Below are 23,028 nucleotides of genomic sequence, written 5' to 3' on the forward strand. Positions count from 1 at the left end.
CGTGCGTCAGTCGCGAGTGAGCTTTCGGTAGACCTGAGCTCCGGCACGGTTCGCATCCGGGCCAAGGCGTTCAGCCTTGTTCTTCTCATATGATTCGAAATTTCCTTCGAACCAGTACCACGCAGCAGGATTCTCTTCGGTGCCTTCCCACGCAAGAATGTGGGTGGCAACGCGATCAAGGAACCAACGATCGTGCGTAATGACCACGGAACATCCCGCAAAATTCAGCAAGGCATTTTCGAGTGAACTCAGGGTTTCAACGTCGAGGTCGTTCGTTGGTTCGTCCAGCAAGATCAGATTTCCGCCCTGCTTGAGCGTCAGAGCCAGGTTGAGACGGTTACGTTCTCCACCTGAGAGGATGCCTGCCTTTTTCTGCTGGTCAGCACCTTTGAAACCGAATGCCGAAACGTAGGCTCGCGAAGGCATTTCGACATTGCCAACTTGGATGTAATCCAAGCCGTCAGAAACAACTTCCCACAAGGACTTTTCAGGATCGATTCCCTCGCGATTCTGGTCTACGTAGGACAGCTGAACTGTTTCGCCGATCTTGAGATTTCCTGCATCGAGCGGTTCGATTCCCACGATTGTCTTGAATAATGTTGACTTTCCAACGCCATTGGGACCGATGATGCCCACGATACCGTTTCGAGGCAACGAGAACGACAGATCCTTGATCAGGGTACGTCCATCGAAACCCTTTTCCAGATCGGTTGCTTCGAGGACAACATTACCCAAACGCGGCCCCGGAGGAATCTGAATTTCTTCGAAATCGAGCTTCCGCTGAGATTCGGCTTCGGCAGCCATCTCTTCGTATCGAGCCAAACGAGCCTTGGACTTCGCCTGGCGCCCCTTTGCACTCTGACGGACCCATTCGAGTTCATCCTTGAGACGCTTCTTGAGCTTGGCATCCTTCTTCCCTTGGACTTCCAGACGTGAGGCCTTGGTGTCGAGGTAAGTCGAGTAGTTGCCTTCATAGGGGTACAAGTGTCCGCGATCAACTTCGGCGATCCACTGTGCTACGTGATCGAGGAAGTATCGATCGTGGGTCACAGCAATCACTGCACCAGGGTACTTTTGAAGATGCTGTTCGAGCCACAGCACAGACTCTGCGTCCAAGTGGTTCGTTGGCTCATCAAGCAACAACAGATCTGGCGCTTCAAGAAGCAACTTACACAGCGCAACGCGACGGCGCTCACCCCCGGAAAGAACATTGACCGGCATATCACCCGGAGGACAACGCAGTGCATCCATGGCCTGCTGAAGCTGCGAATCGAGATCCCATGCATTCGCAGCATCGATCTCGGTTTGGAGCTTGCCCATTTCTTCCATCAAGGCATCAAAATCAGCATCCGGTTCGCCCATTTCAATACCGATTTGGTTGAAACGTTGGACCTTCTGGAACATTTCGCCCATGCCTTCCTGGACATTCTCCAGGACAGTCTTTTCTTCATTCAGCGGCGGTTCCTGCAGGAGGATACCCACGGTATAACCGGGCGACAGACGAGCTTCACCGTTAGAAGGCTCATCGAGCCCAGCCATGATTTTTAAGATCGTTGACTTACCAGCACCATTAGGACCCACCATGCCAATCTTGGCACCGGGGAAGAACGACATTGAGACGTCGTCAAGAATCACCTTGTCGCCCACTACTTTGCGGGCGCGGCTCATCGTGTAAATAAATTCAGCCACTTTTCTCCACTCATCGTTTCGCGGAATACTCTCGCCTCTCACACTAGCGAAAAATCACAGCTTATCCCAGCTCGAAACCGCGAATTCTTGGGAGATTCTGGCCACGTGAACTGTGGTGATTCGCGTGTGGGAGTAACCCGCAACGTTACTCCCACACCCTGTTAAACCCGAGCAAGATTTCCAGCGAAATCTTCATTCTTTCCGTGCGTACCCGAGAGTCCTTGTTGGCGAACTCCACCATCTCCTGGGTGCTCACTTTCATCACTCTCAAGGACGCCCTCACCCCGCCCACTCGGTTCTCCTTCGACCGCAGGGAGAGGATCGCGCCGACGCTTGATTAAATGGCCTGTTCCCGAGTTGAGGTCAAGCCCGACGCCGTCTGCAATAATCACGTTCTCCTGGCGAGGATTCCCCTCATTATCCGTGTATTGGCGAATATTCAAACGCCCGCGAACCATTAATGCACTTCCCCGACGGACCGATTCAGCAACGTTTTGTGCGAGCGTCCCGTAGGTTCTCACGGTGTACCACGATGTTATCCCGTTCCGGAATTCCTTCGAGGCCGACGAATAGTATGAGGGCGTCACACCAATGCGAAATACAGTGCATTGCCGTTCGTACCCTTCACCTGATTCGGGATCAACCGCATTGGTGAATACCTGCGGATCAGCTGCAGCGAAACCTCGAATTGTCACAATAGTGTCGTTAGACATTGTTTCTCCTTTATCTCTCGATGGGTACCACAAGTGTGTATTTTGAGGGTGAGAGAAAATAGGAGTGCTGCCTCTTCTGTGGAGAAGGGCAGCACTGAGACAACGTGTGGAAAACTTTTATCCTCGCGAGGAAAAACTCAGAGCTTCGCGCGTATCTCGATGACGTTGAATGAGGGTATCTGCACCATTGACGAGATTATCGCGAGTGACATCAACGATTGCCTGACGCACCTCATCCTCGTAATGCTCTGCAGCCACACGAGCATGGTGTGCCAAACGTCGCTTCGCACCCCACCAACAAACCGTAAAAACGACGAGGCCCACCAACGCCGTCGCAACTCGGGAAACAGCGTCGTCGAAAGGGATACCGAGAGCCGACACCGTTATTCCCGCAATAGCACATAGCATACCGAGCACAATGAGGACGAGCGAGGGAACCCGACTGATTGACGGTAACGGCACTGAACGCAATGCCCCGCCGATTGCACGACGCAGCCGCTCGGGACTCGCTACTTGGGCGCTCACAGCTTCTTGCCATGCCGTCGGGAGCCCCTCACGAACGTGCGCCAACCAAGTATCACGAATCGCAGCCACCATGGTGTTCGACGGCTGTTCTGGAACAACCAACGCAGAATCGGTCAGCCCCTTGGCATCACGGATAGATTCAACAACGGCACCCACACCTGACGCACGAACGATCCGGTCCGAGATCGATTCGATGGCGTCCATTTCCAGACTCGGTTCTGATTCGCCCAAATTCGAACGAAGGCGCGAAGCAATCGCATCGAGTTCTGCCGACGCCGTTCTCGCAGAAACTGAATCTGCTGCAACAGTCGCTTCCAATCGCTGTCGAATTTCATCAACACCCTGCCCGTGCAGACCAGATGCCGTCAGTACGGGAACGTTCGGAAGACCATCACGTTCAAGTAATGCCTTCACATCGGCAATGAGCGCGGCTTTGCCCGACTCCGGAACGGTATCGATCTGGTTCAGTACGACGATCATTGAGTCAGCACGCGCCGTCAGCGCGGACAGATACCCGCGATGGAGCACTTCGTCAGCGTATTTCTGCGGGTCCAGAACCCAAATCAACAGATCAACCATAGGGACAAGTCGCTCAACGAGCACGGAATGGCCGATCTCAACCGAATCATGATCTGGAAGATCAAGAAGCACCAGTCCATCAAGTCGATCCGTGCCGGCAGTGAGGATGGAACCATGATCAATGCGGCGATCCTCGCTCACTTCAAGGTAATCGAGAAGCACGTGCGAGTCTGCGTTCCATGTACACGCAGCCGCACGCTCCGTCGTCGGCCGGAGTTCGCCAGCGTCGGCAAATTCCAGGCCAGTGATTGCGTTGAACATCGTTGACTTGCCCGAGCCGGTTCCTCCGACGAGCGCAGCAACCGTCAGTCCCGCACCAAGTTCCATCCTCTCCTCGGCGCGGCGAAGGTCGTCTTGTGCGCGAGCTGAAACAAATGGATCGAAGAATTCTCCACCAGAGTTCACCGCCACCTGCAATCGCCTGAGGCGATCACTGAGTTCTGCAACGATTACCTTACTCATCATGCCCTCTCAACCATGTGTTCAACGTCCAATAATTCACTGGCCCTCAACCGGAGCGATCGCGCATCGCCCACCGAAATTTCATCCAATGCTTGGGCGAAGATCTGTCCAACATCGACAATGGCCTCACGCACATGGACAGCCAACGACGTGCGAGCATTGTTGACTTCCTCCGAGAGCCCAAGTTCCTCGGCAGCCTTTTGCGCGCCGGTCACTCCGCCTGCGGCGACGCCAACAAGCGCCGCATTGCCAATCTCGGACAGCCAAGAGTTATTCCCCGTCACCGACTGGCGCACGTCACGTACCCACGCTGACAGCGTCCGGTCAGCGATTGCCTCAGGATCCACACTTGCCGACGCTGATCGCGCACGTTCTTCAAGATTCGCTATGTCTTCTTGCCATGCAACCTGTGCATTCGCACGCGCCGCGAGAATACCTTGTAAAAGCGCCACGCGAGCCGACGACAGAACCGCATCAAAAATTGCTGACATAGCATTATCGCGGTCTGTGCGCTTGCGACGTGCAAAAAGCCCCGGTGTACGATGCGCAACAAGCGATGCCAACGGGCCTCCGGTTGAGGCAAGTGAGAGCCACGACGTCGTCGGAGCTCCACGTCCAAAACGGCCATGTTCGATATTCGTTGCCAATTTTTCGAGAGGAGCAGCGGTTGCTTCCCTCGCCTTATCTTTCAAATCAACGATCGCATTCGACTGCATCTCAACAGCTTCAGCCAATGTGTTGAGGTCAGACCGCAGCTGCGGAAGAGTCGCGGCCGTGGTGCGATCGACCAGCGTTTGCCCCATGCGACGGTGCGCAATTGTTTCGAGCCATCCGCGGAACTCCGCCACAACGCCACGGGGTAACAAACCCTCGTGCGGGCCTTGGTCAGGGATAACAAACAGAGGTGAATCTTCGAGATGCATCTTCGCCATGCGTTGGGAGAGATCAGCACGAACGGCAACGAGTGCGCGTTCAGGAACGCGATCAAGAACAACGGCGACCGTAATTCCTCGTTGACGTGCAGCTTCGAGCGCTGACCATGCCACAGAATCCCCGTATCGAGAAGCAGTCGTCACAAAAACCCACAGGTCTGCGGAGTCCATCAAACGCGCTGAAAGTTCTCGGTTAGATTCGTCAACAGAGTCCAGGTCAGGGGCATCAATGAACGCAATACCTGGGATACCACCGTCTGCGCGCACAAACTTACCGTAATTACCGATACCGTGACGCGTCATCGTCGCAAGATCACTCGGGTGAACCGCAATCACCGGTGTGCGTGTCGTCGGACGCAGAACACCCGCCTCACTCAGTTCCTCACCGAGAACGGAATTGAAAAGCGTGGACTTCCCCGCTCCAGATGATCCGCCAACGACGACGATGGTCGGAGCTTGCGAGTGACGCATATGCGGCAAAATTCGGGATTCAAGTTGCGCAAGTAGTTGACGACGCGTGGTGTTCAACTCTCGAGTACCAGGCATGTCCAAAGGTAAGGAAACCCCATTTAGCGCTTCCACAGTGCGCTCAACCAGAGCAACAAGATCCGAATTTGATACAGCATTCACAACCTCTATTATGCTTGAAAATACTCACAATTGCGGGGTTCGACGCGACTTTTTCTCAGGCAATTTCGCCGTTTTGTTGCTGATGACCGTGCGTCCAACTTTCGGCCACCACCTCTCCCCCATTACACTTACTACTGCGCCTCCATAGCTCAACGGATAGAGCAACAGACTTCTAATCTGCAGGTTTCCGGTTCGAATCCGGATGGGGGCACCAACGGCTGGTAAAATAGGCGGCGTGAGTAATTTTCCTGCACAAAATACACCTATTGTTTGGATCGATTGCGAAATGACAGGGCTTGATCTTGAAAAAGATGCTCTGGTAGAAATCGCTGTCGTCGTCACAGATTCCGCACTCAACCCGCTCGACAAAGGCTTGGACCTCGTTATGAAACCAACTCCTGGCTCCGTCGAGAACATGAACGATTTCGTGCGCAACATGCACACAGTCACTGGACTCATCAACAAGTGGGATGACGGTCTCGAGATGGCAGACGCCGAGGCCCAAGTGATTGAGTACATCTCTCGCTTCGTTGAAAAAGGCAAGGCACCGCTGGGTGGCAACTCGGTCGGCACTGATCGCATGTTCCTATACCGAGACATGCCCACCTTGGTTGACTACCTGCACTATCGCATTATCGATGTCTCATCAATCAAAGAACTCGCCAAGCGCTGGTTCCCGCGTGCATATTTTGCTGCTCCTGAAAAGTCTGGAAACCACCAGGCTCTTGGCGACATCTACGACTCGATCGACGAACTTCGCTACTACCGTGCAGTTTTGATGCCACGCAGTGAAGGTCCAACATCTGACGAGGCACGCGACGAAGCAACGAAGGTCCTTGCAGATTTGACACGTACACGAGCTGAACAGGCTCACAGACGCCGCTAACGCGTTAACTACACAAGGGGTTCACATTCGGTGCGACCCCCTTGTGTACACGCGCACACCGCCCACGTACACAAAACGAAACCCCGGCATCCACTTTTCGGTGAATTACCGGGGTTTATTCTGGGGTGGCTGACGGGACTTGAACCCGCGACCTCCTGGACCACAACCAGGCGTTCTGCCAGCTGAACTACAGCCACCATGCTTCCCACTGGGAACGAAGAACAACTATATCAGTGGATATCCTTGCGAGCGAAATCGGGGTGAGTGATACGCCTCACCGACCACCCCGATCCCCAGCGACAGACCTCAGCGGTCAAATGCACGAACCTCAATCGCATCAGCAAAGCGATTCAGGTGTTCATCATTTGACCCCAAGTAAAGCGAGCCATCAATGAGCGAGATCTCCATCACGTAGAACTCCTCAGAAGACTCTGGACCCCCCTCAACAAGATCAACACGGTTGAACAACAAGATCTCATCGTGACCAGCGAACTTGCGCAACTCTGAATGGAGAGCCTGACGGATCCGCTCACCCCAATGCCAGTACTTTTCCGTTGGCTTTGCAGCCCTCACAACTTCGTCAGCGATTGAGGAATCCATTGCTGCGCGGTAACGCGGGTGCAGCATTGCCGCTTTCTCCACCTGATGCGAGGCCAAACCGTTGAAGTAGATGAGCGAGGACTCGCCAGAGCTATCAATCTCCGACAAGTAGCGTTGCACCATCACAGTGCGACCACGTTCAAGCTCATATTGCGCATGAAGAATCGCCTCCGCGCGCGATTTCGCATCCGTCGCCGTATAACGACCAGTTCCACGACCACCGGAAGAAACTGCTGGCTTCACCACGAAATCACCCCAGGCAGGGAAACGCGAGTGGATTTGCTGCTTCGAGAGCTTCTGCTGAGGCTCAAGCCACACGGTAGGGATCGTTGGCAGACCCGCCTCATGTAGCCCCTTGAGGTAATGCTTATCCAGATTCCATTCCATTGCCCACGGGGAGTTGAACACACGCGGCAAGGATTTTGCCCACCCAATAAAACCTTTCGGGTCACGCGCATAGTCACGAGTCGAACGAACAACAACGGTTCCAGCTTCCGCCCAATTCACCGAAGGATCGTTCCACACCGCAATACGAGGCTCGAACCCGCGCTCCCGGAGAGCGTCTGGCAAATTTTGATCATCCGAATCAAGGTTTGGAAATTCCTCCGCAGTTGCCAGTGTGACGATCGGTCTTGCCACGTTGCCTCCCTTTGTTTTGGCCAATTCGATCCAAGTCTAGCGTTTGTTCACTCCGACGGCTCTTCATTCCTCGAATCACCCCAGAAAAGATGGTGTGCGTGAGGTCACACCCAAAAATGGCGAGACGAATTTGCGTTCACGAAAAAATACATCTAAAGTATTCTTTCGTTGCGAGGCAATTAAAACCAAACAACGAGCACCGCTAGCTCAACTGGCAGAGCATCTGACTCTTAATCAGAGGGTTCAGGGTTCAAGTCCCTGGCGGTGTACGAAACAAAATGGCCAACCGAAAGGTTGGCCATTTTCGCATCCACTCCCCGATTTTCAGGACTCCTCATGAAGAAGATCGTTGCAACCATCAGCATTTTCCTCCTCGTCATCGCCCTCGTCTCCGCCGGCTGGTGGCTCGTGTCGAGTCGAGGAATCGACCACGAACCAACCTCCCAAACTCACCAAACTCGCGTTCCTCTCAACATCGTTCTCCTGGGAGATTCCTACGCCTCAGGAAATGGGGCAGGTGACTACTCAGATGAGAACTGCTGGCGTTCACCCCACAACTACGGAACGCTGGTTGTACATGCGCTCAACGCGAAGTTCACTGATGCCTCATGCTCCTCAGCCAAAATGGCCAATCTGACGTCTCAAGAACAAAAATTCCGCAATTTTTCTCATGCCACGGCCACCTACCGTATTTCCGAGGCGAAGGATCAGTGGGCACAATGGCTTAAAATCGCCAAATCTCATGGTATCTGTGCCAGCGAACAGGCTAATATCACCGTCGATATCACACTGAGCGCGCAGTCACAAAAAGACGATAAGTACACCGCGACAGCTTGGTGCTCGGGAACCAATCAGCCGCAGCTCAATGCGATTACCGATCGCACCGACGTCGTTCTCGTCTCTATCGGCGGCAATGACGCCGGATTTGCACAAATCGCTGGAGCGTGCCTCACAGCTCGTTCAGCTCGTCTCTGCGACGCTGCTCTGACCCGCGCACAAGACTACGTTTCGAATTCAATGCACGAAGCTCTGACAAAAACTCTCGCATCTATTTCAGACAGAACCTCCGGCAAAGCCAATATCTTCATCGTCGGCTACCCAACACTGTTAGCAGACACGCACTACACAATCGGCGGGAAGTTCTCGCAACGAGTCAACGTCGGCCAGCGACTGACACATCTCCAAGACTCCGCAGACGAAGCCGCGAAACGAGCAGCTTCCGAGGCAGGAGCGAACGTCCATTTTGTTTCCACCCGTCATGCCCTCGGTGAGCACTCCTTCGATCCGGAATCCTCAGAAAATTCCTGGATCATCGCCCCATTTGATACGTGGAACATACGCGAGTATTTCCACCCGAATCGCGCAGGCTGGAAAGCAATCGCCGACGTCGTTGAAGACGCGGTGCGCTCAAAGCTCAGCTCCCGCGAGCGCGACGCCGCGTAAACTGTCTTGTGAAAGGAGAGCAATGAACGATTCGCTCAACCATGCCCTCGACGTACTCGAAGATGCTCACGGCCTCACTCCCCCGCCCGAGGCTATTGCGCAGGCCTTTGAAGAGTGGGTCGCCTCAACTGGCAAGGAGATGTACCCCCACCAAGCTGAAGCTTTACTCGATATCGTTTCAGGTGATCATGTAATCGTGGCGACGCCCACTGGTTCGGGTAAATCGATGATCGCAATGCAAGCGTTGTTTACTGCACTCGCCACCGGCCGCACTGCCTACTACACTGCTCCTTTGAAGGCTCTTGTTTCTGAGAAATTTTTCGAGTTAATCGCTTCCTTTGGTGCTCACAATGTCGGGATGGTCACTGGCGATTCTTCGATTAACGCCGGAGCGCCGATTGTCTGTGCGACGGCGGAGATTCTCGCCAATATTGCATTGCGTGACGGCGATAGCGCTGATGCCGACGTCGTCGTGATGGATGAATTCCACTTCTACGGCGATCCTCAACGCGGGTGGGCTTGGCAAGTGCCATTACTCGAAATCCACCATGCGCAATACGTTCTTCTCTCCGCAACCCTCGGGGATACACGCTCGCTCGAAACGGATCTTGAGCGCCGTTCGGGCCGTCCCGTCTCCGTCGTCGCCGGTGCTCAGCGCCCAGTTCCGCTTCACTACACTTGGTCCACTGAGCCCATCAGCGAGGTCATCAAAGAACTCGTCGATACGCATATGGCGCCGGTGTACGTGGTTCATTTCTCGCAACGAGAGGCTGTTGAGCAGGCGATGGCGTTGCAGTCCGTTTCGGTGATTTCCAAAGATGCCAAGGGGAAGATTGCGTCAGCGCTGGGGACATACAAATTCAGTCCCGGATTCGGTAAGACACTGTCAAAGCTCTTGCGCGCCGGCATCGGAATTCATCACGCTGGCCTGCTCCCACGTTATCGCCGTCTCGTCGAACGTCTTGCTCAAGCTGGCCTGCTGTCCGTGATTTGCGGAACTGACACCCTCGGCGTCGGAATCAACGTTCCGATTCGCACCGTTCTGATCACCTCGTTGGTAAAATTCGACGGTTCACAAATGCGCCACCTTCAAGCCCGTGAATTCCACCAGATTGCGGGACGAGCAGGACGCGCTGGTTTCGATACGATGGGCTTCGTCGTCGTGCAAGCTCCAGAGCACGAAATCGAGAACGCCCGCCGTCTACGTAAAGCCGGCGATGACCCAATCAAAATCAAGCGTGTCCAGAAAGTCAAAGCTCCTGAGGGGCTATCGTGGTCGCAGAAAACGTTCGAGCGCATCATCGAAGCTGAGCCAGAAAAGCTCTCGTCGCAGATGCGTGTCAATCACGCGATGATCCTCAACCTTCTCCAGCGCCCCCACCCTGTGGAAGCGATTTGGGCTCTACTCACCGACAATCATCAACTGCCGACTGCACGTAATCTCCTGTTGCGTCAGGCGCTATCGATTCTTGCGTCCCTTGAGCAGGCAGGAGTTATTCGCCATAGTGATCGGGACTGGCGCCGGGCACACCCTGATCTCAACCCCTTACGTTTTACCCGCGATGTTCCCGATGACTTCGCGTTAAACTCTCCCCTCGCTCCGTTCGCCCTTGCTGCCCTCGATTTACTCGATAAAAATAGCGAAACGTACGCGCTCGACGTCGTTTCCGTCGTCGAGTCTGTCCAAGAGGATCCTCGCCCGTTGTTGTATGCACAGCAGAAGGTGGCGAAGGGCGAACTCATTGGCAAACTTAAAGCGGAGGGACTCGATTACAACGAACGAATGGCACTGGCAGACGAGGTCACCTGGCCGAAGCCACTGGCATCGTTACTCACTCCTGCGCTAGAAACCTATGCGCAAACGAATCCTTGGGTACTCGGGCACGACCTCAGCCCGAAGTCGGTAGTCAGAGCAATGGTTGAGGAAGCGATGACTTTCTCTGAACTTGTGTCGAGGTACGATTTGGCACGCTCTGAAGGCGTGCTTCTGCGCTATCTCACCGACACGTATCGGGCGATGCGACAGACGTTACCCAATGAGGCACGCACTGACGAAGTCGACGAAATTGTCAATTGGCTGGGACGGCTGGTTCGCTCCATCGATTCCTCGCTTTTGGACGAGTGGGAAGCCCTTGCAGACGGGACAGTCACACCAGGCGAACTGACGCTTCTTTCTGACGACAATGCAACTGACGGTGAGGAAGCTGCCTTCGGTGCGGACGCTGATGGTAATGTTGCATTGAGCAGGAATCGGTTTGCTTTACGTAAGGCCGTCCGCAAGGCAATGTTTTCTCGAGTCGAGGCAATCGACCGCGAGGATTGGAATGAACTAGGTAGACTGGATGGTCAACACGGCTGGAATGCAGACCGCTGGGCCGATTCTTTCGATCCATACTGGGACGACTACGAATACGTCGGAACCGATACTTCAGCCCGTAGTGATGCCTTTTTCTCGGTTCTCGAAGACCCATCATATGCTGACCTTCTCACTGCTGGCATGGATGAGGGTGACACATCAGATCTTTTGGAGACACATGCGCCAGGACGACTGTGGTTGGTGACTCAGACGATCGACGACGGTGAAGGCGACGGTGACTGGGCGCTGTGGGCATACGTTGATCTCGATGAATGTGACGACACTGGCACACTCGTGCTCCATATGATCAAAGTAGGTATACGATGAGTATCGCGTCAAAAATTGCACAGGTACGCCACCGTATTAATGAAGCTGAACAGTTAGCTGGACGGCAACCGGGCGATGTCGTCCTTCAACTGGCGGCGAAATATCAGCCTCTGAGTGCCATTATCGAAGCACTCGAGGCAGGCGTGTGCGATTTCGGCCAGAATATTGTCTCTCAGCTCGTCGATACAGAAATTGGGCTTGCCAAACATGGCGCGCCAGCGCACTCAACGACTGTTATCGGACACGTTCAATCAAACAAGCTCGCCCGTGCAATGGACTATGCGTCACGAATCGACACTGTTGATTCACTTCAGATGGCAACACGAATTGCACGCCGACAAAGTGCTCGCATCAATGCTGGATATGCTAGCGGGCCATTTTCTGTGCTAATTCAGGTCAATTCTGCTTCCGCTTCATCTCAATATGGCGTCCGCCCTGACCACGCACGTATGCTCGCTGAACAGATTGCCGATCTGGATCTTCTCCGCCTGGAGGGACTGATGACAATTGGAGCTCACACTGACAATGAGGCTGATATTCGACGTTCCTTTGCTCTCACCCGTGCTCTCTTAGATTCGATGACAGCAGATGGAACCGTACAGGGCCACGTACTGTCGATGGGAATGACCCATGATCTGGAACTCGCAATTGCTGAAGGATCGACACTGGTTCGCGTCGGGACCGCAGTGTTTGGCCCGCGCCCAGCAAAATAATGTTTGACACAGTGTTGCCGGTGGCCAGGAAAACCTGGCCACCGGCAACACTGTGTCAAAAGTATGTATTAGTAGACTGCCTTTCCGTACTTACGGAAGACTTCGCGCACTGCTTCTGTTGTTTCCTTCGACGGCGGTTCGACATCGCGAAGCTGGTAATCGAGGCCGAGATTCGCCCACTTGTCCTTCGCCATCTGATGGAATGGCAAAACTTCGATGCGCGATACTGTGGAAATCGATGACGCCAACTTGGCAACGTTCTCGATGTTTTCGGGATCATCAGTCAAGCCAGGGATCAACACGAATCGGACCCAAATCTCTACTCCTGCAGCTTCAAGACGTCGAGCAAAGTCGATAGTCGGTTGCAAAGAACGACCTGTCACACGCTGGTACGTCTCCTCGTCACCTGACTTGATGTCAAGGAGAACCATATCAACATTCTCCATCATCTCATCAGTGAGATTACGCCCCAAAAAGCCAGAAGTATCAAGTGCAACGTGTACGCCCCATTCTTTGAGAGGCTTCAACACACGTTTTAAGAAGGCTGGCTGCATCAGAACCTCGCCACCGGAGAAAGTAATTCCTCCGTTGGACGCTTTAAAAACGGGTACATAACGCTTGATTCGATCAAGAAGGTCTGTCGCACGGATAGCTGTGCCGTCCTTCATCTTGAAGGTATCAGGGTTGTGACAATACAAACAGCGCAGCGGACATCCAGCCATGAACACCGTCATACGAGTTCCTGGTCCGTCCATTGCAGTGACCAGTTCCCACGAGTGAAGAGAACCGATCTCTCCAGCACGAACGGCAGCAAGATGCTCCTCGTGGGTCATCTCACCAGCCGACTCAATGCCAGCGGTACCAGCACCCGACAAGCGCGGCACCTCATATTCGAGAGGATCGGGACGATACTCCCCGGTTGATCCTTCCGAGCCGAAATAAACTCGAGCATCAAATTCGGTCATATTGTCCCGATCCTTTCGAATTGTCTGAGTTAGCTAAATGCTAATTCCGTTCCAGGAATCACATGCCCTGGTGGAACGTGCGGGAAAGCACGTCGAGCTGCTGCTCGCGGGTGAGCTTCACGAAGTTCACTGCGTAGCCGGACACGCGAACGGTCAGCTGCGGGTACTTCTCCGGATTCTCCATGGCGTCCTCAAGGGTCTCGCGGTTGAGAACGTTGATGTTCGCGTGGTAGAGGCCCTGAACTCCACCATTATCGACGCGTGCAGCCTTCATCTCTTCGAGGCGCTCTGCATAGGTCTTGGTCATAATTATCAATCCTTCTTAATGAAGCCAGCATCCATGATGCCAACAAGGTTGGTGACTTGTTCGTCCAGCGTGCGGCCGAGTGAAGACGGCACGATGGTGTTTGTCAGGGAGATGCCATCGAGGGCGTCCTGATAGTTGAGCTTACCCACTGAAAGCATCGAGGAGAGCATTCCGTGAGTATCCATGCCGTTCTCCGGGTTCGCACCCGGGGCGAACGGCGTTCCCGCACGGTGTCCCGACGGGAAGTTTCCGGTGTTCTTGCCGTAAACCACATTGGAGGTAATGGTCAGAACAGACTGGGTCGGAAGGGCATTACGGTAGAGCTTCAGCGCGCGGATCTTCTGCATCACCGTGTGAACAACAGTTGCGGCGATATCATCGGCGCGGTCGTCGTCGTTACCGTAGAGCGGGAAATCGCCTTCGGTCTTGTAGTCAACCACAAGGCCAGTCTCATCGCGGATCGGCGTCACCTTTGCATACTTGATTGCGGACAGCGAGTCAGCCACGATCGACAGACCTGCGATGCCACAGCCCATGGTGCGCAGAATCTTTGAATCGTGAAGCGCCATCTCCAGCGACTCGTATGCGTAACGATCGTGCGAGTAGTGGATGATGTTCAGAGCCTCAACATAAGTTCCCACAACCCAGTCGAGCATCTTCTCGTACTTGTCCCATACCTCGTCGAAGTCGAGCGGACCATCGCCCTCAATCGGCTCGAAGCCGCTCACGATCTGCTTGCCCGACATCTCGTCACGGCCACCGTTGATGGCGTAGAGAAGAGCCTTTGCTGAGTTCACGCGAGCACCGAAGAGCTGCATCTGCTTACCAACACGCATCGGGGAAACGCAGCATGCGATAGCGGCGTCGTCACCCCACTGAGCGGTGATCTGCTCATCGGACTCGTACTGCACGGACGAGGTCTCAATGGACACCTTTGCACAGAAGTCCTTGTAGCCCTGCGGGAGCTGCTTCGACCAGAAGATCGTGATGTTCGGCTCCGGAGCTGGGCCAAGGTTCACGAGGGTCTGGAGGAGTCGGAAGGAAGTCTTGGTCACGAGGGTACGGCCATCTTCACCGGTACCGCCGTCGGACCAGGTTGCCCAGTACGGATCGCCCGAGAAGATCTGATCGTAAGCCTCGGTACGCAGGAAGCGCACGATACGGAGCTTGACGACGAGAGCCTCAATGATCTCCTGAGCCTCGGACTCAGTGAGAATGCCACGAGCAAAATCGCGCTCAAAGTAGGAATCGAAGAAGCCGGAGAGTCGGCCGAAGGACATTGCGGCGCCGTCCTGCGACTTCACAGAACCGAGGTAAGCGAAGTAGGTCCACTGGACGGCTTCCTTCGCATTGGTTGCCGGGCCGGAGATGTCGAAGCCGTAATCGGCAGCCATCTTCTTGAGCTTCTTGAGAGCCTTGATCTGCTCGGAGATTTCCTCGCGATCGCGTGCCCAGTGCTCGCTGAATGGTTCGTCAGCGTTGAGGTCCTTGTCCTTGAGCTTCTCGTTGATGAGGTAATCAACACCGTAGAGAGCCACACGGCGATAGTCACCAATGATACGGCCACGGCCATATGCGTCAGGAAGACCAGTGATGATGTGCGAGGAACGAGCTGCACGAATATTTGGCGTGTAGATATCGAACACGCCGTCGTTGTGCGTCTTGCGGTACTTGGTGAAGATCTTCTCAACCTCTGGATCCGCTTCCTTGCCAGCTTCAGCAAGAGCGGTCTTGACCATGCGCCAGCCACCGTTCGGCATCATGACGCGCTTGAGAGGTGTATCAGACTGGAGACCCACGATGACATCATCATCATCGGAAATGTAACCCGGCTTGAAAGCATCGATGTCAGCAGGAGTCTTAGTGTCCACGTCGAAAACGCGGCGCTTGCGCTCTACCGACAGATAGTTCTTCTCGAGGTGATCCCACAGACGCAGGGTCTTCTCAGTCGAAGGAGCGAGGAACGATGCGTCGCCTTCGTAGGGGGTGTAATTCTTCTGAATGAAGTCGCGGACATCAACCGCTTCCTGCCAATGGCCAGGCTGGAAGCCATCCCATGCCTCGGTAAACTTGGCATCGGCTTCAACAGTTGCACTCATGAGCTTTCTCCTTTGGACTCGACGTGCTTTGTCTTCAACTTCCATTTTCACGACATTTTTTGGTTTAGTCCAGAAAAAACGATGTAAGCCACGATACTTTTTAGCTCTAGAAGAATTTTGGACATGTTCCGGATCACACGATATGGACTCAAGTCCCACTTTACACCACAAGGTGTCGATTCCGTGATAAACAAAACATTGATATATCAAAGAAATGGCTGGGGCAAGCAGAAATCGCTTACCCCAGTCGCAATTAGGATTTTCGTCCCTAGCAAATTCGGTAGCACCAGCCGAAGCGATCTTCGACTCGTCCCATCTGGATGCCGACAAGTTCATCGTAAATTGACTGCACAACGTCCCCACCTTCGAGATAAACGTCGAAGTCATCTGATGTCAGCCGCCCAATAGGTGTCACAACAGCCGCAGTTCCGCACGCAAACATCTCACTAATGGTGCCTGAACGGATCCCCTCGAGTACGGAATCAAGAGAGAGAGTTTCTTCAACCGCGCGCACTCCACGAGCACGCAAGAGCTGCAAAATCGATGAACGCGTCGCTCCTGGAAGGATATTTCCTGAGAGCGACGGCGTAGCAACATGTCCATCAGCATAGACAACGAAGACATTCATGCCTCCGAGTTCATCGAGATTGGTATTCGTCGCCGCGTCGAGGAAGAGTACTTCATCAAACCCTGCGTCGTGGCTGACCAGTTTCGGAAGAAGAGACGCCGCATAGTTTCCACCGGTCTTGACATCGCCCATCCCTCCGGGACCGGCTCGGTGGTACGTCCGATCAACCCACACGTTGATCGGTGTCAGTCCTCCTGAGAAATAGGCTCCCGCCGGTGAAGCAACAACCATATATTCATACTTTTTCGCTGCCCGGACTCCCAAGAAGGCTTCCGACGCGAAGGTAAAGGGACGCAGATACAACGAGGTTCCCATCTGCGAGGGCACCCAGCGCTCGTTCGCGCGCACAACTGAGACAATCGACGCCATAAAATCATCGATTGGCAATTCAGGGATCGCCAATCGCCGAGAGGACATATTCAGGCGCGCTGCGTTATAGGTTGGCCGGAACGTCCACACAGAACCATCTTCATGCCGAAATGCTTTCAACCCTTCGAAGATCTCTTGTCCGTAGTGAAGCACGGAGCCTGCAGGATCCATTGAAATTGGCCCATAGGGGACGACCGATCGGCTCCCCCATCCATTCGGCGTCCACGTAATACGAGCCATGTAATCTGCAAAGGAGTTGCCAAAGCCTGGTTTTTCCGTCGCAGCTTGCACGACAGAATCATCTGCCTGCGCTCCCTCGATGAACGTGAAGCGGCCGAGGAGTGAATCCGCATCCGGAATTGGCATTGCTGAGATCTGCTCAAGCTCTTCTTGCACTGTATTCTCCAAATCACCAGTGTAAAACTTATCTTCACAGGTTAGCCTAGTTTCCCGATGTCGGGTGAGCTACGCGATGGCAAGACTATGGGCGCCAGCGATACAGGGCAACCCCAGCACCGGCACCCGTCACGACGACGAGAGCTGCAGCCCCCACGAGAAGTGGGGTTGCTGCGGTATCAAGGCCACGACGCGCTGCATCTGAACTGTCAAAGACCAGAATCGCTGGCTGCGGACGCGGAATATCAGGAGCCGATATTCGCGGCGGAATCGGCTGCCCAGGCCGGCTTTCGAGCACAGAGTCGGGCCTAGTCGGCGGCCCGTATATCGGCAATGTTGGGACAATGCGCGCTTGTGGAAGCCCGCTCTCGTTCAGCGCATGTTCAACTGTCAGACTCGTCGATTCCTCTGTCTTGTCAGCGTTCTCGTGCGTTGGCTCAGTGTGGTCGCCACCAGTATTTGTTCCTGCCACTGGCAGACGATCCGCAACAACCGGCGTGCCGTCGCTCGTCATACTCACAGCAGACGTTGCGCCCGTAGCCTGTGGCAAATGCGCCACCTTCTGCAGCTCCGGATCTGTAGAAACGACGTGTCTCTTGCACTGAGTTTCCTCAGGAAGCACCGGCGTCGCCTCCGACGACGCCGGTGAGGTTGCAACCGATCCCTGGGCAGGCGCAAGCGTCGCCCATGGCGTCGTCGATTCAGAAGTCTCAGGAGACGGCGTTGGCGCAGTCTCAGTCGCGCTCTTGGAGGGCGCTGACGGCTCCTCAGTGGGAAATGTCACGGTAAACGATGTCAGCGCGCTCGTCCGCTGACCTTTCAGTAGCACACCGTAGGAACCTGGAGACAACTGTCCAAAATTCGCATACCAATACCCACCGCGCTGTTCAAGTGTGACACTGCGGAGATAATTCCCTGTCGAGCAGTCATACAAATATGCGAGGTCCGGCATATCTGACGTTTTCTCGAAAATCGTGGAGTGGAACACCAATGTTGCCTCGTCGTGAGATTCAAGAGTTCCAGACTCAACCATGGAGGGCGTGAACCCATGCATCAAACGGGCAACTTGAGAAAGTAACGTGTACCAGTTGCCCTGAGTCGGGGCAATATGTACAAGATGAGAGTCAGTCGATACTACGCCATTCGTCGGTAACACACGAGCGTTCGCAACAGCACCAGGAAGAGAAAAGAGGGTACACGAAACCATCGCTGCTGCCATAAACGCAGACTGCTTGCGCATACGCCTCCCTTCAAAAAGACGAAGATCAGCGATCTTCTCAGCGCTATTTCGCCATGACAATCGGTGACATAAGGTCACATTGCTGGATGTAATGTGGCGACAATCATAGCGCGATAAGCGCTGCGATCAATACGCTGCCGACAAACAGCGAAATGATAGCGAATGCCGCAATCAGCCGAACAGAAAGAGGGTACCTCCGCGGCTGAGATTCAGTTGAGAAAGTGTTGTGCTCTTGCTTCACGGCAACCACATTACAACAAAAGAGGGGAATGTTCTACATCGTTCGGAACTGCATCGGTCAATATATTCCCTGCTCACAGCCGCGTGGAATCCCACAAAATCGAAATATAAGGAAGTTCAATGCTGTGAGTGTCTCCATATCCCATCTCTTCAAGATAGGAGTCAAGATTGCGCCGCATGTGCTTGCGATACTCATCTGAGGATTTCAGCCATGAAGCCCGGGTTGCCCCAAGCTCACGGAGCTGTTGAGGAGACAAAAACTGACACCACGAGTCAATTGTGAGCATGGGATCTGAAAACCTCCGCCCGAGCTGGGGTGGTTTTGTTAAGCGTTGGACATCTCCAGAACGCATGATGCGCGTAAGGCGCTTAACCCATGGAAAACTGACGTCAAGTTGATTAAATACCGTTGCAAAACGGCCGCCCTTTTTTAAGATTCTAAAGCTTTCATTTACTGCGGCTTGCTTGTTCATCCAATGCCAAGACTGACTAAAAACAACGCAGTCGATGGAATGCGAAAAAATACTAGTGGACTCAGCATTCGCTTGTTGGATGTTTAACATCGGATGATCCCCAGCCAAAGACCGAAGTTGCTTCGTCATGTCTGCAGATGGATCGATGGCGGTCACATAAAAATCACGTTTGAGTAATGCCAGCGTGAGCTTCCCAGTACCCGCGCCCATGTCAACGATATGAGAACCACGAGGAAAATCTCGAACGAGGGTATCGACAATGAAGTCCGTGTAACCGGGCCTAACATCTGAATATAGGCGTCCGTCCGTCGAGCTCAACTCATAAGGGTTCAACTCTACACTCCTATATTTTGTGTGGGTGTGGGTGTGGCCCCCACCCACACCTCCTGGTCCTGTTACCAGGACTAGGAAATGGTTTGTGTGGGGGCCACACCCTGAAGTTTAATGACGGCAGTGTCTTACTCTCCCACACCCTCACGAGTGCAGTACCATCAGCGCTGGTAGGCTTAGCTTCCGGGTTCGGAATGGGACCGGGCGGATCCCTACCGCTATCGCCACCGTCAAAACACGCGGACTAACACCACCACACACCCCCAAGAGTGTGTGTGTCTGGTGGTCCAGAATTGTATAGAAGACGCGAGAATCAATTATTAACATTGTTTACTTGTAGGTGGTTGGCCATTAGTACCAGTCAGCTCCACCCGTTACCGGGCTTCCACGTCTGGCCTATCAACCCCATCATCTCTAGGGGACCTCACACACCACAAAGGGGTGTCTGGAAACCTTATCTTAAAGCAGGCTTCCCGCTTAGATGCTTTCAGCGGTTATCCCTTCCGAACGTAGCCAACCAGCCATGCTCCTGGCGGAACAACTGGCACACCAGAGGTTCGTCCATCCCGGTCCTCTCGTACTAGGGACAGCCCTTTTCAAGTTTCCTACGCGCGCAGAGGATAGGGACCGAACTGTCTCACGACGTTCTGAACCCAGCTCGCGTGCCGCTTTAATGGGCGAACAGCCCAACCCTTGGGACCTACTCCAGCCCCAGGATGCGACGAGCCGACATCGAGGTGCCAAACCATGCCGTCGATATGAACTCTTGGGCAGGATCAGCCTGTTATCCCCGGGGTACCTTTTATCCGTTGAGCGACGGCGCTTCCACAAGCCACCGCCGGATCACTAGTTCCTGCTTTCGCACCTGCTCGACCTGTCAGTCTCACAGTCAAGCTCCCTTGTACACTTACACTCGCCACCTGATTACCAACCAGGCTGAGGGAACCTTTGAGCGCCTCCGTTACATTTTAGGAGGCAACCGCCCCAGTTAAACTACCCACCAGGCACTGTCCCTGAACCAGATCATGGTCCAAGGTTAGACATCCAGCACAACCAGAGTGGTATTTCAACAACGACTCCACACACACTAGCGTGCATGCTTCACAGTCTCCCACCTATCCTACACAAGCCGTACCAAACACCAATACCAAGCTATAGTAAAGGTCCCGGGGTCTTTCCGTCCTTCTGCGCGTAACGAGCATCTTTACTCGTAATGCAATTTCACCGAGTTCGCGGTTGAGACAGTGGAGAAGTCGTTACGCCATTCGTGCAGGTCGGAACTTACCCGACAAGGAATTTCGCTACCTTAGGATGGTTATAGTTACCACCGCCGTTTACTGGGGCTTAAATTCACAGCCTCGACACCGAAATGTCTCACCGTTCCTCTTAACCTTCCAGCACCGGGCAGGCGTCAGTCCGTATACATCCACTTACGTGTTCGCACGGACCTGTGTTTTTGATAAACAGTCGCTTCTCCCTGGTTTCTGCGGCCATCACCCCTAGCCAGAAAAAGGCTTCAAGGATCAGGCCCCCCTTCTTCCGAAGTTACGGGGGCATTTTGCCGAGTTCCTTAACCACGATTCTCTCGAACGCCTTAGCATACTCTGCTCGACTACCTGTGTCGGTTTAGGGTACGGGCGGCTCGGACCTCGCGTCGAGGCTTTTCTAGGCAGCACAGGATCACTCTACTTCCCCAAAAATAATGGGTCATCATCCAGCCTCACCCTACACGTCCCCCGGATTTACCTAGGAAACAGGCTGCACTGTTAAACGTGGCAAGCCATTAGCCACGCGGAAGCTACCACTCTGCGTCACCCCTGTTAACACGCTTACCTACACACAAGTTCAGATCCCACGCTCACCAACACCAGACTCCCGAAAGAGACCAGCACGGATCGGATGGTTAGTATCACAAGCTTCAGCATTGGACGGTCCTTCGCCGGTACCGGAATAACAACCGGTTGCCCATCGACTACGCCTGTCGGCCTCGCCTTAGGACCCGACTAACCCAGGGCGGAACAACCTGGCCCTGGAACCCTTAGTCATTCGGCGGACGGGATTCCCACCCGTCATTCGCTACTCATGCCTGCATTCTCACTCGTACGAAATCCACAACCAGTTACCTGTGCTGCTTCACCTCACGCACGACGCTCCCCTACCCAAACAAAAAAAGTTTGCCACGGTTTCGGCGGTGTACTTAGCCCCGCTACATTGTCGGCGCAGAATCACTTGACCAGTGAGCTATTACGCACTCTTTCAAGGATGGCTGCTTCTAAGCCAACCTCCTGGTTGTCACAGCAACTCCACATCCTTTCCCACTTAGCACACGCTTAGGGGCCTTAACCGGCGGTCTGGGCTGTTTCCCTCTCGACTACGGAGCTTATCCCCCGCAGTCTCACTGCCGCGCTGAACTTAATGGCATTCGGAGTTTGGCTGACGTCAGTACCCGGGTAAGGGCCATCAGCCATCCAGTCGCTCTACCTCCACCAAGCAACACGCGACGCTGCACCTAAATGCATTTCGGGGAGAACCAGCTATCACGGAGTTTGATTGGCCTTTCACCCCTACCCACAGCTCATCCCCTCCATTTTCAACTGAAGTGGGTTCGCGCCTCCACACGCTCTTACACGTGCTTCACACTGGCCATGGGTAGATCACCCCGCTTCGGGTCTAGAACATGCAACTACAACGCATTTTAAAACTCGCTTTCGCTACGGCTACCCCACACGGGTTAACCTCGCTACATGCCACTAACTCGCAGGCTCATTCTTCAAAAGGCACGCCATCACCCCCACCAAGAAGGCTCTGACGGATTGTAAGCGTCCGGTTTCAGGTACTATTTCACTCCCCTCCCGGGGTACTTTTCACCATTCCCTCACGGTACTTATCCACTATCGGTCACACAGAGTATTTAGGCTTACCCAGTGGTCTGGGCAGATTCACACGAGATTCCACGAGCCCCGTGCTACTCGGGAACACCACAACGAGCCAGCAACATTTCATCTACAGGACTCTCACCCTCTACGGTATTGCTTCCCAACAACTTCGACTATGCCACCAGTTTCTCACTCGCCAAGAGAACGTCGGTCCTCTCCAGCAGGTCCCACAACCCCGATCATGCAACACCCGACGGCTATCACACACAACCGGTTTAACCTCATCCGCTTTCGCTCGCCACTACTCACAGAATATCTTTTCCTCCGGGTACTAAGATGTTTCACTTCCCCGAGTTACCCCCAACTACCCTATACATTCAGGCAGCGGTCACCAGAAACAACTCTGGCCAGGTTTCCCCATTCGGACACCCTCGGATCACAGCTCGTTCGCCAACTCCCCGAGGCTTATCGCAGGCAACAACGTCCTTCATCGGCTCCATGTGCCAAGGCATCCACCGAACGCCCTTGAACACTTACAAAAAACCAAAAGATGCTCGCGTCCACTATACAATTCTCAACCACCACACCAACACCACAACAACAACCACCAA

15 protein-coding genes, 3 tRNA genes and 2 rRNA genes are annotated in these 23,028 nt (G+C 54.0%); 6 read left to right on the plus strand and 14 right to left on the minus strand.

Features of this window, described 5'->3' with window-relative positions; translation table 11 throughout:
- Positions 1-6: 6 nt before the first annotated feature.
- The 4 genes from ettA to P7079_RS05840 all read right to left on the minus strand — a co-directional run bounded on the left by ettA (position 7) and on the right by P7079_RS05840 (position 5,530).
- Positions 7-1,689 (minus strand): energy-dependent translational throttle protein EttA, encoded by a 1,683-nt coding sequence (gene ettA, locus P7079_RS05825; RefSeq protein WP_278012347.1) that lies wholly within the window; start codon positions 1,687-1,689, stop codon positions 7-9.
- Positions 1,690-1,850: 161 nt separating this feature from the next.
- Positions 1,851-2,402 (minus strand): single-stranded DNA-binding protein, encoded by a 552-nt coding sequence (locus P7079_RS05830; protein WP_278012348.1) that lies wholly within the window; start codon positions 2,400-2,402, stop codon positions 1,851-1,853.
- A gap of 117 nt (positions 2,403-2,519) precedes the next feature.
- Complete coding sequence (locus P7079_RS05835; protein ID WP_278012349.1) at positions 2,520-3,971, minus strand: ATP-binding cassette domain-containing protein; 1,452 nt, start codon at positions 3,969-3,971, stop codon at positions 2,520-2,522.
- Positions 3,968-5,530, minus strand: a complete 1,563-nt coding sequence (locus tag P7079_RS05840; RefSeq protein WP_278012350.1) for a GTPase — start codon at positions 5,528-5,530, stop codon at positions 3,968-3,970. Before P7079_RS05840 ends, P7079_RS05835 begins: the two co-directional genes overlap by 4 nt.
- 138 nt (positions 5,531-5,668) lie before the next feature.
- Here P7079_RS05840 and P7079_RS05845 point away from each other — a divergent pair.
- Both P7079_RS05845 and orn read left to right on the plus strand, forming a co-directional pair.
- Positions 5,669-5,744, plus strand: a tRNA-Arg gene (locus tag P7079_RS05845).
- A complete protein-coding gene (gene orn / locus P7079_RS05850) occupies positions 5,733-6,416 on the plus strand; it encodes an oligoribonuclease (protein WP_376986618.1) in 684 nt (227 codons plus the stop codon). The genes P7079_RS05845 and orn overlap by 12 nt, the downstream gene beginning before the upstream one ends.
- Before the next feature lie 121 nt (positions 6,417-6,537).
- On the opposite strand, the gene P7079_RS05855 is transcribed toward orn, so the two are convergent.
- Positions 6,538-6,613, minus strand: a tRNA-His gene (locus tag P7079_RS05855).
- A 109-nt stretch (positions 6,614-6,722) separates the two neighbouring features.
- Positions 6,723-7,655, minus strand: a complete 933-nt coding sequence (locus P7079_RS05860) for an ATP-grasp domain-containing protein (protein WP_278012352.1) — start codon at positions 7,653-7,655, stop codon at positions 6,723-6,725.
- A gap of 196 nt (positions 7,656-7,851) precedes the next feature.
- Here P7079_RS05860 and P7079_RS05865 point away from each other — a divergent pair.
- From P7079_RS05865 to P7079_RS05880, 4 genes are all read left to right on the plus strand, one after another.
- Positions 7,852-7,924: transfer RNA gene (locus P7079_RS05865), tRNA-Lys, on the plus strand.
- Between the two features lie 67 nt (positions 7,925-7,991).
- Positions 7,992-9,098 (plus strand): SGNH/GDSL hydrolase family protein, encoded by a 1,107-nt coding sequence (locus tag P7079_RS05870; RefSeq protein WP_278012353.1) that lies wholly within the window; start codon positions 7,992-7,994, stop codon positions 9,096-9,098.
- Positions 9,099-9,120: 22 nt separating this feature from the next.
- Positions 9,121-11,781, plus strand: a complete 2,661-nt coding sequence (locus P7079_RS05875; protein ID WP_278012354.1) for a DEAD/DEAH box helicase — start codon at positions 9,121-9,123, stop codon at positions 11,779-11,781.
- Positions 11,778-12,494 carry a YggS family pyridoxal phosphate-dependent enzyme gene (locus P7079_RS05880; protein ID WP_278012355.1) on the plus strand — a complete coding sequence of 239 codons (717 nt, stop codon included), beginning with the start codon at positions 11,778-11,780 and terminating at the stop codon, positions 12,492-12,494. The genes P7079_RS05875 and P7079_RS05880 overlap by 4 nt, the downstream gene beginning before the upstream one ends.
- 68 nt (positions 12,495-12,562) lie before the next feature.
- Here the strand turns inward: P7079_RS05880 and pflA are convergent, their stop codons facing one another.
- The 8 genes from pflA to P7079_RS05920 all read right to left on the minus strand — a co-directional run bounded on the left by pflA (position 12,563) and on the right by P7079_RS05920 (position 22,956).
- Positions 12,563-13,459, minus strand: coding sequence for a pyruvate formate-lyase-activating protein (pflA, locus tag P7079_RS05885; RefSeq protein WP_278012356.1), 897 nt, complete (start codon positions 13,457-13,459; stop codon positions 12,563-12,565).
- A 58-nt stretch (positions 13,460-13,517) separates the two neighbouring features.
- Entirely contained in the window at positions 13,518-13,766 is a 249-nt protein-coding gene (gene grcA2 / locus P7079_RS05890) for an autonomous glycyl radical cofactor GrcA2 (protein ID WP_278012357.1), read from the minus strand.
- Between the two features lie 5 nt (positions 13,767-13,771).
- Complete coding sequence (gene pflB / locus P7079_RS05895) at positions 13,772-15,865, minus strand: formate C-acetyltransferase (protein WP_278012358.1); 2,094 nt, start codon at positions 15,863-15,865, stop codon at positions 13,772-13,774.
- Between the two features lie 268 nt (positions 15,866-16,133).
- The gene (locus tag P7079_RS05900; protein WP_278013618.1) at positions 16,134-17,228 is read right to left on the minus strand and encodes a branched-chain amino acid aminotransferase; all 1,095 of its coding nucleotides are present in this window, start codon (positions 17,226-17,228) and stop codon (positions 16,134-16,136) included.
- Positions 17,229-17,343: 115 nt separating this feature from the next.
- The gene (locus P7079_RS05905) at positions 17,344-18,498 is read right to left on the minus strand and encodes a hypothetical protein (RefSeq protein ID WP_278012359.1); all 1,155 of its coding nucleotides are present in this window, start codon (positions 18,496-18,498) and stop codon (positions 17,344-17,346) included.
- Positions 18,499-18,812: 314 nt separating this feature from the next.
- Positions 18,813-19,544 carry a class I SAM-dependent methyltransferase gene (locus P7079_RS05910; RefSeq protein WP_278012360.1) on the minus strand — a complete coding sequence of 244 codons (732 nt, stop codon included), beginning with the start codon at positions 19,542-19,544 and terminating at the stop codon, positions 18,813-18,815.
- 112 nt (positions 19,545-19,656) lie between these two features.
- Positions 19,657-19,773, minus strand: a 5S ribosomal RNA gene (gene rrf, locus P7079_RS05915).
- A 100-nt stretch (positions 19,774-19,873) separates the two neighbouring features.
- A 23S ribosomal RNA gene (locus P7079_RS05920) occupies positions 19,874-22,956 on the minus strand.
- Between the last annotated feature and the right edge of the window lie 72 nt (positions 22,957-23,028).

Origin of the sequence: Arcanobacterium canis, assembly GCF_029625435.1 — a bacterium.
In the GTDB taxonomy this organism is placed as follows: Bacteria; Actinomycetota; Actinomycetes; order Actinomycetales; family Actinomycetaceae; genus Arcanobacterium; species Arcanobacterium canis.

Excerpts from the sequence above, each read along its gene's own strand:
- P7079_RS05830 (WP_278012348.1), bottom strand. The coding sequence starts at position 2,402 with ATGTCTAACGACACTATTGTGACAATTCGAGGTTTCGCTGCAGCTGAT.
- P7079_RS05835 (WP_278012349.1), bottom strand. The coding sequence starts at position 3,971 with ATGATGAGTAAGGTAATCGTTGCAGAACTCAGTGATCGCCTCAGGCGA.
- orn (WP_376986618.1), top strand. The coding sequence starts at position 5,733 with ATGGGGGCACCAACGGCTGGTAAAATAGGCGGCGTGAGTAATTTTCCT.
- P7079_RS05870 (WP_278012353.1), top strand. The coding sequence starts at position 7,992 with ATGAAGAAGATCGTTGCAACCATCAGCATTTTCCTCCTCGTCATCGCC.
- P7079_RS05875 (WP_278012354.1), top strand. The coding sequence starts at position 9,121 with ATGAACGATTCGCTCAACCATGCCCTCGACGTACTCGAAGATGCTCAC.
- P7079_RS05880 (WP_278012355.1), top strand. The coding sequence starts at position 11,778 with ATGAGTATCGCGTCAAAAATTGCACAGGTACGCCACCGTATTAATGAA.
- pflA (WP_278012356.1), bottom strand. The coding sequence starts at position 13,459 with ATGACCGAATTTGATGCTCGAGTTTATTTCGGCTCGGAAGGATCAACC.
- grcA2 (WP_278012357.1), bottom strand. The coding sequence starts at position 13,766 with ATGACCAAGACCTATGCAGAGCGCCTCGAAGAGATGAAGGCTGCACGC.
- pflB (WP_278012358.1), bottom strand. The coding sequence starts at position 15,865 with ATGAGTGCAACTGTTGAAGCCGATGCCAAGTTTACCGAGGCATGGGAT.
- P7079_RS05900 (WP_278013618.1), bottom strand. The coding sequence starts at position 17,228 with ATGCCAATTCCGGATGCGGATTCACTCCTCGGCCGCTTCACGTTCATC.
- P7079_RS05905 (WP_278012359.1), bottom strand. The coding sequence starts at position 18,498 with ATGCGCAAGCAGTCTGCGTTTATGGCAGCAGCGATGGTTTCGTGTACC.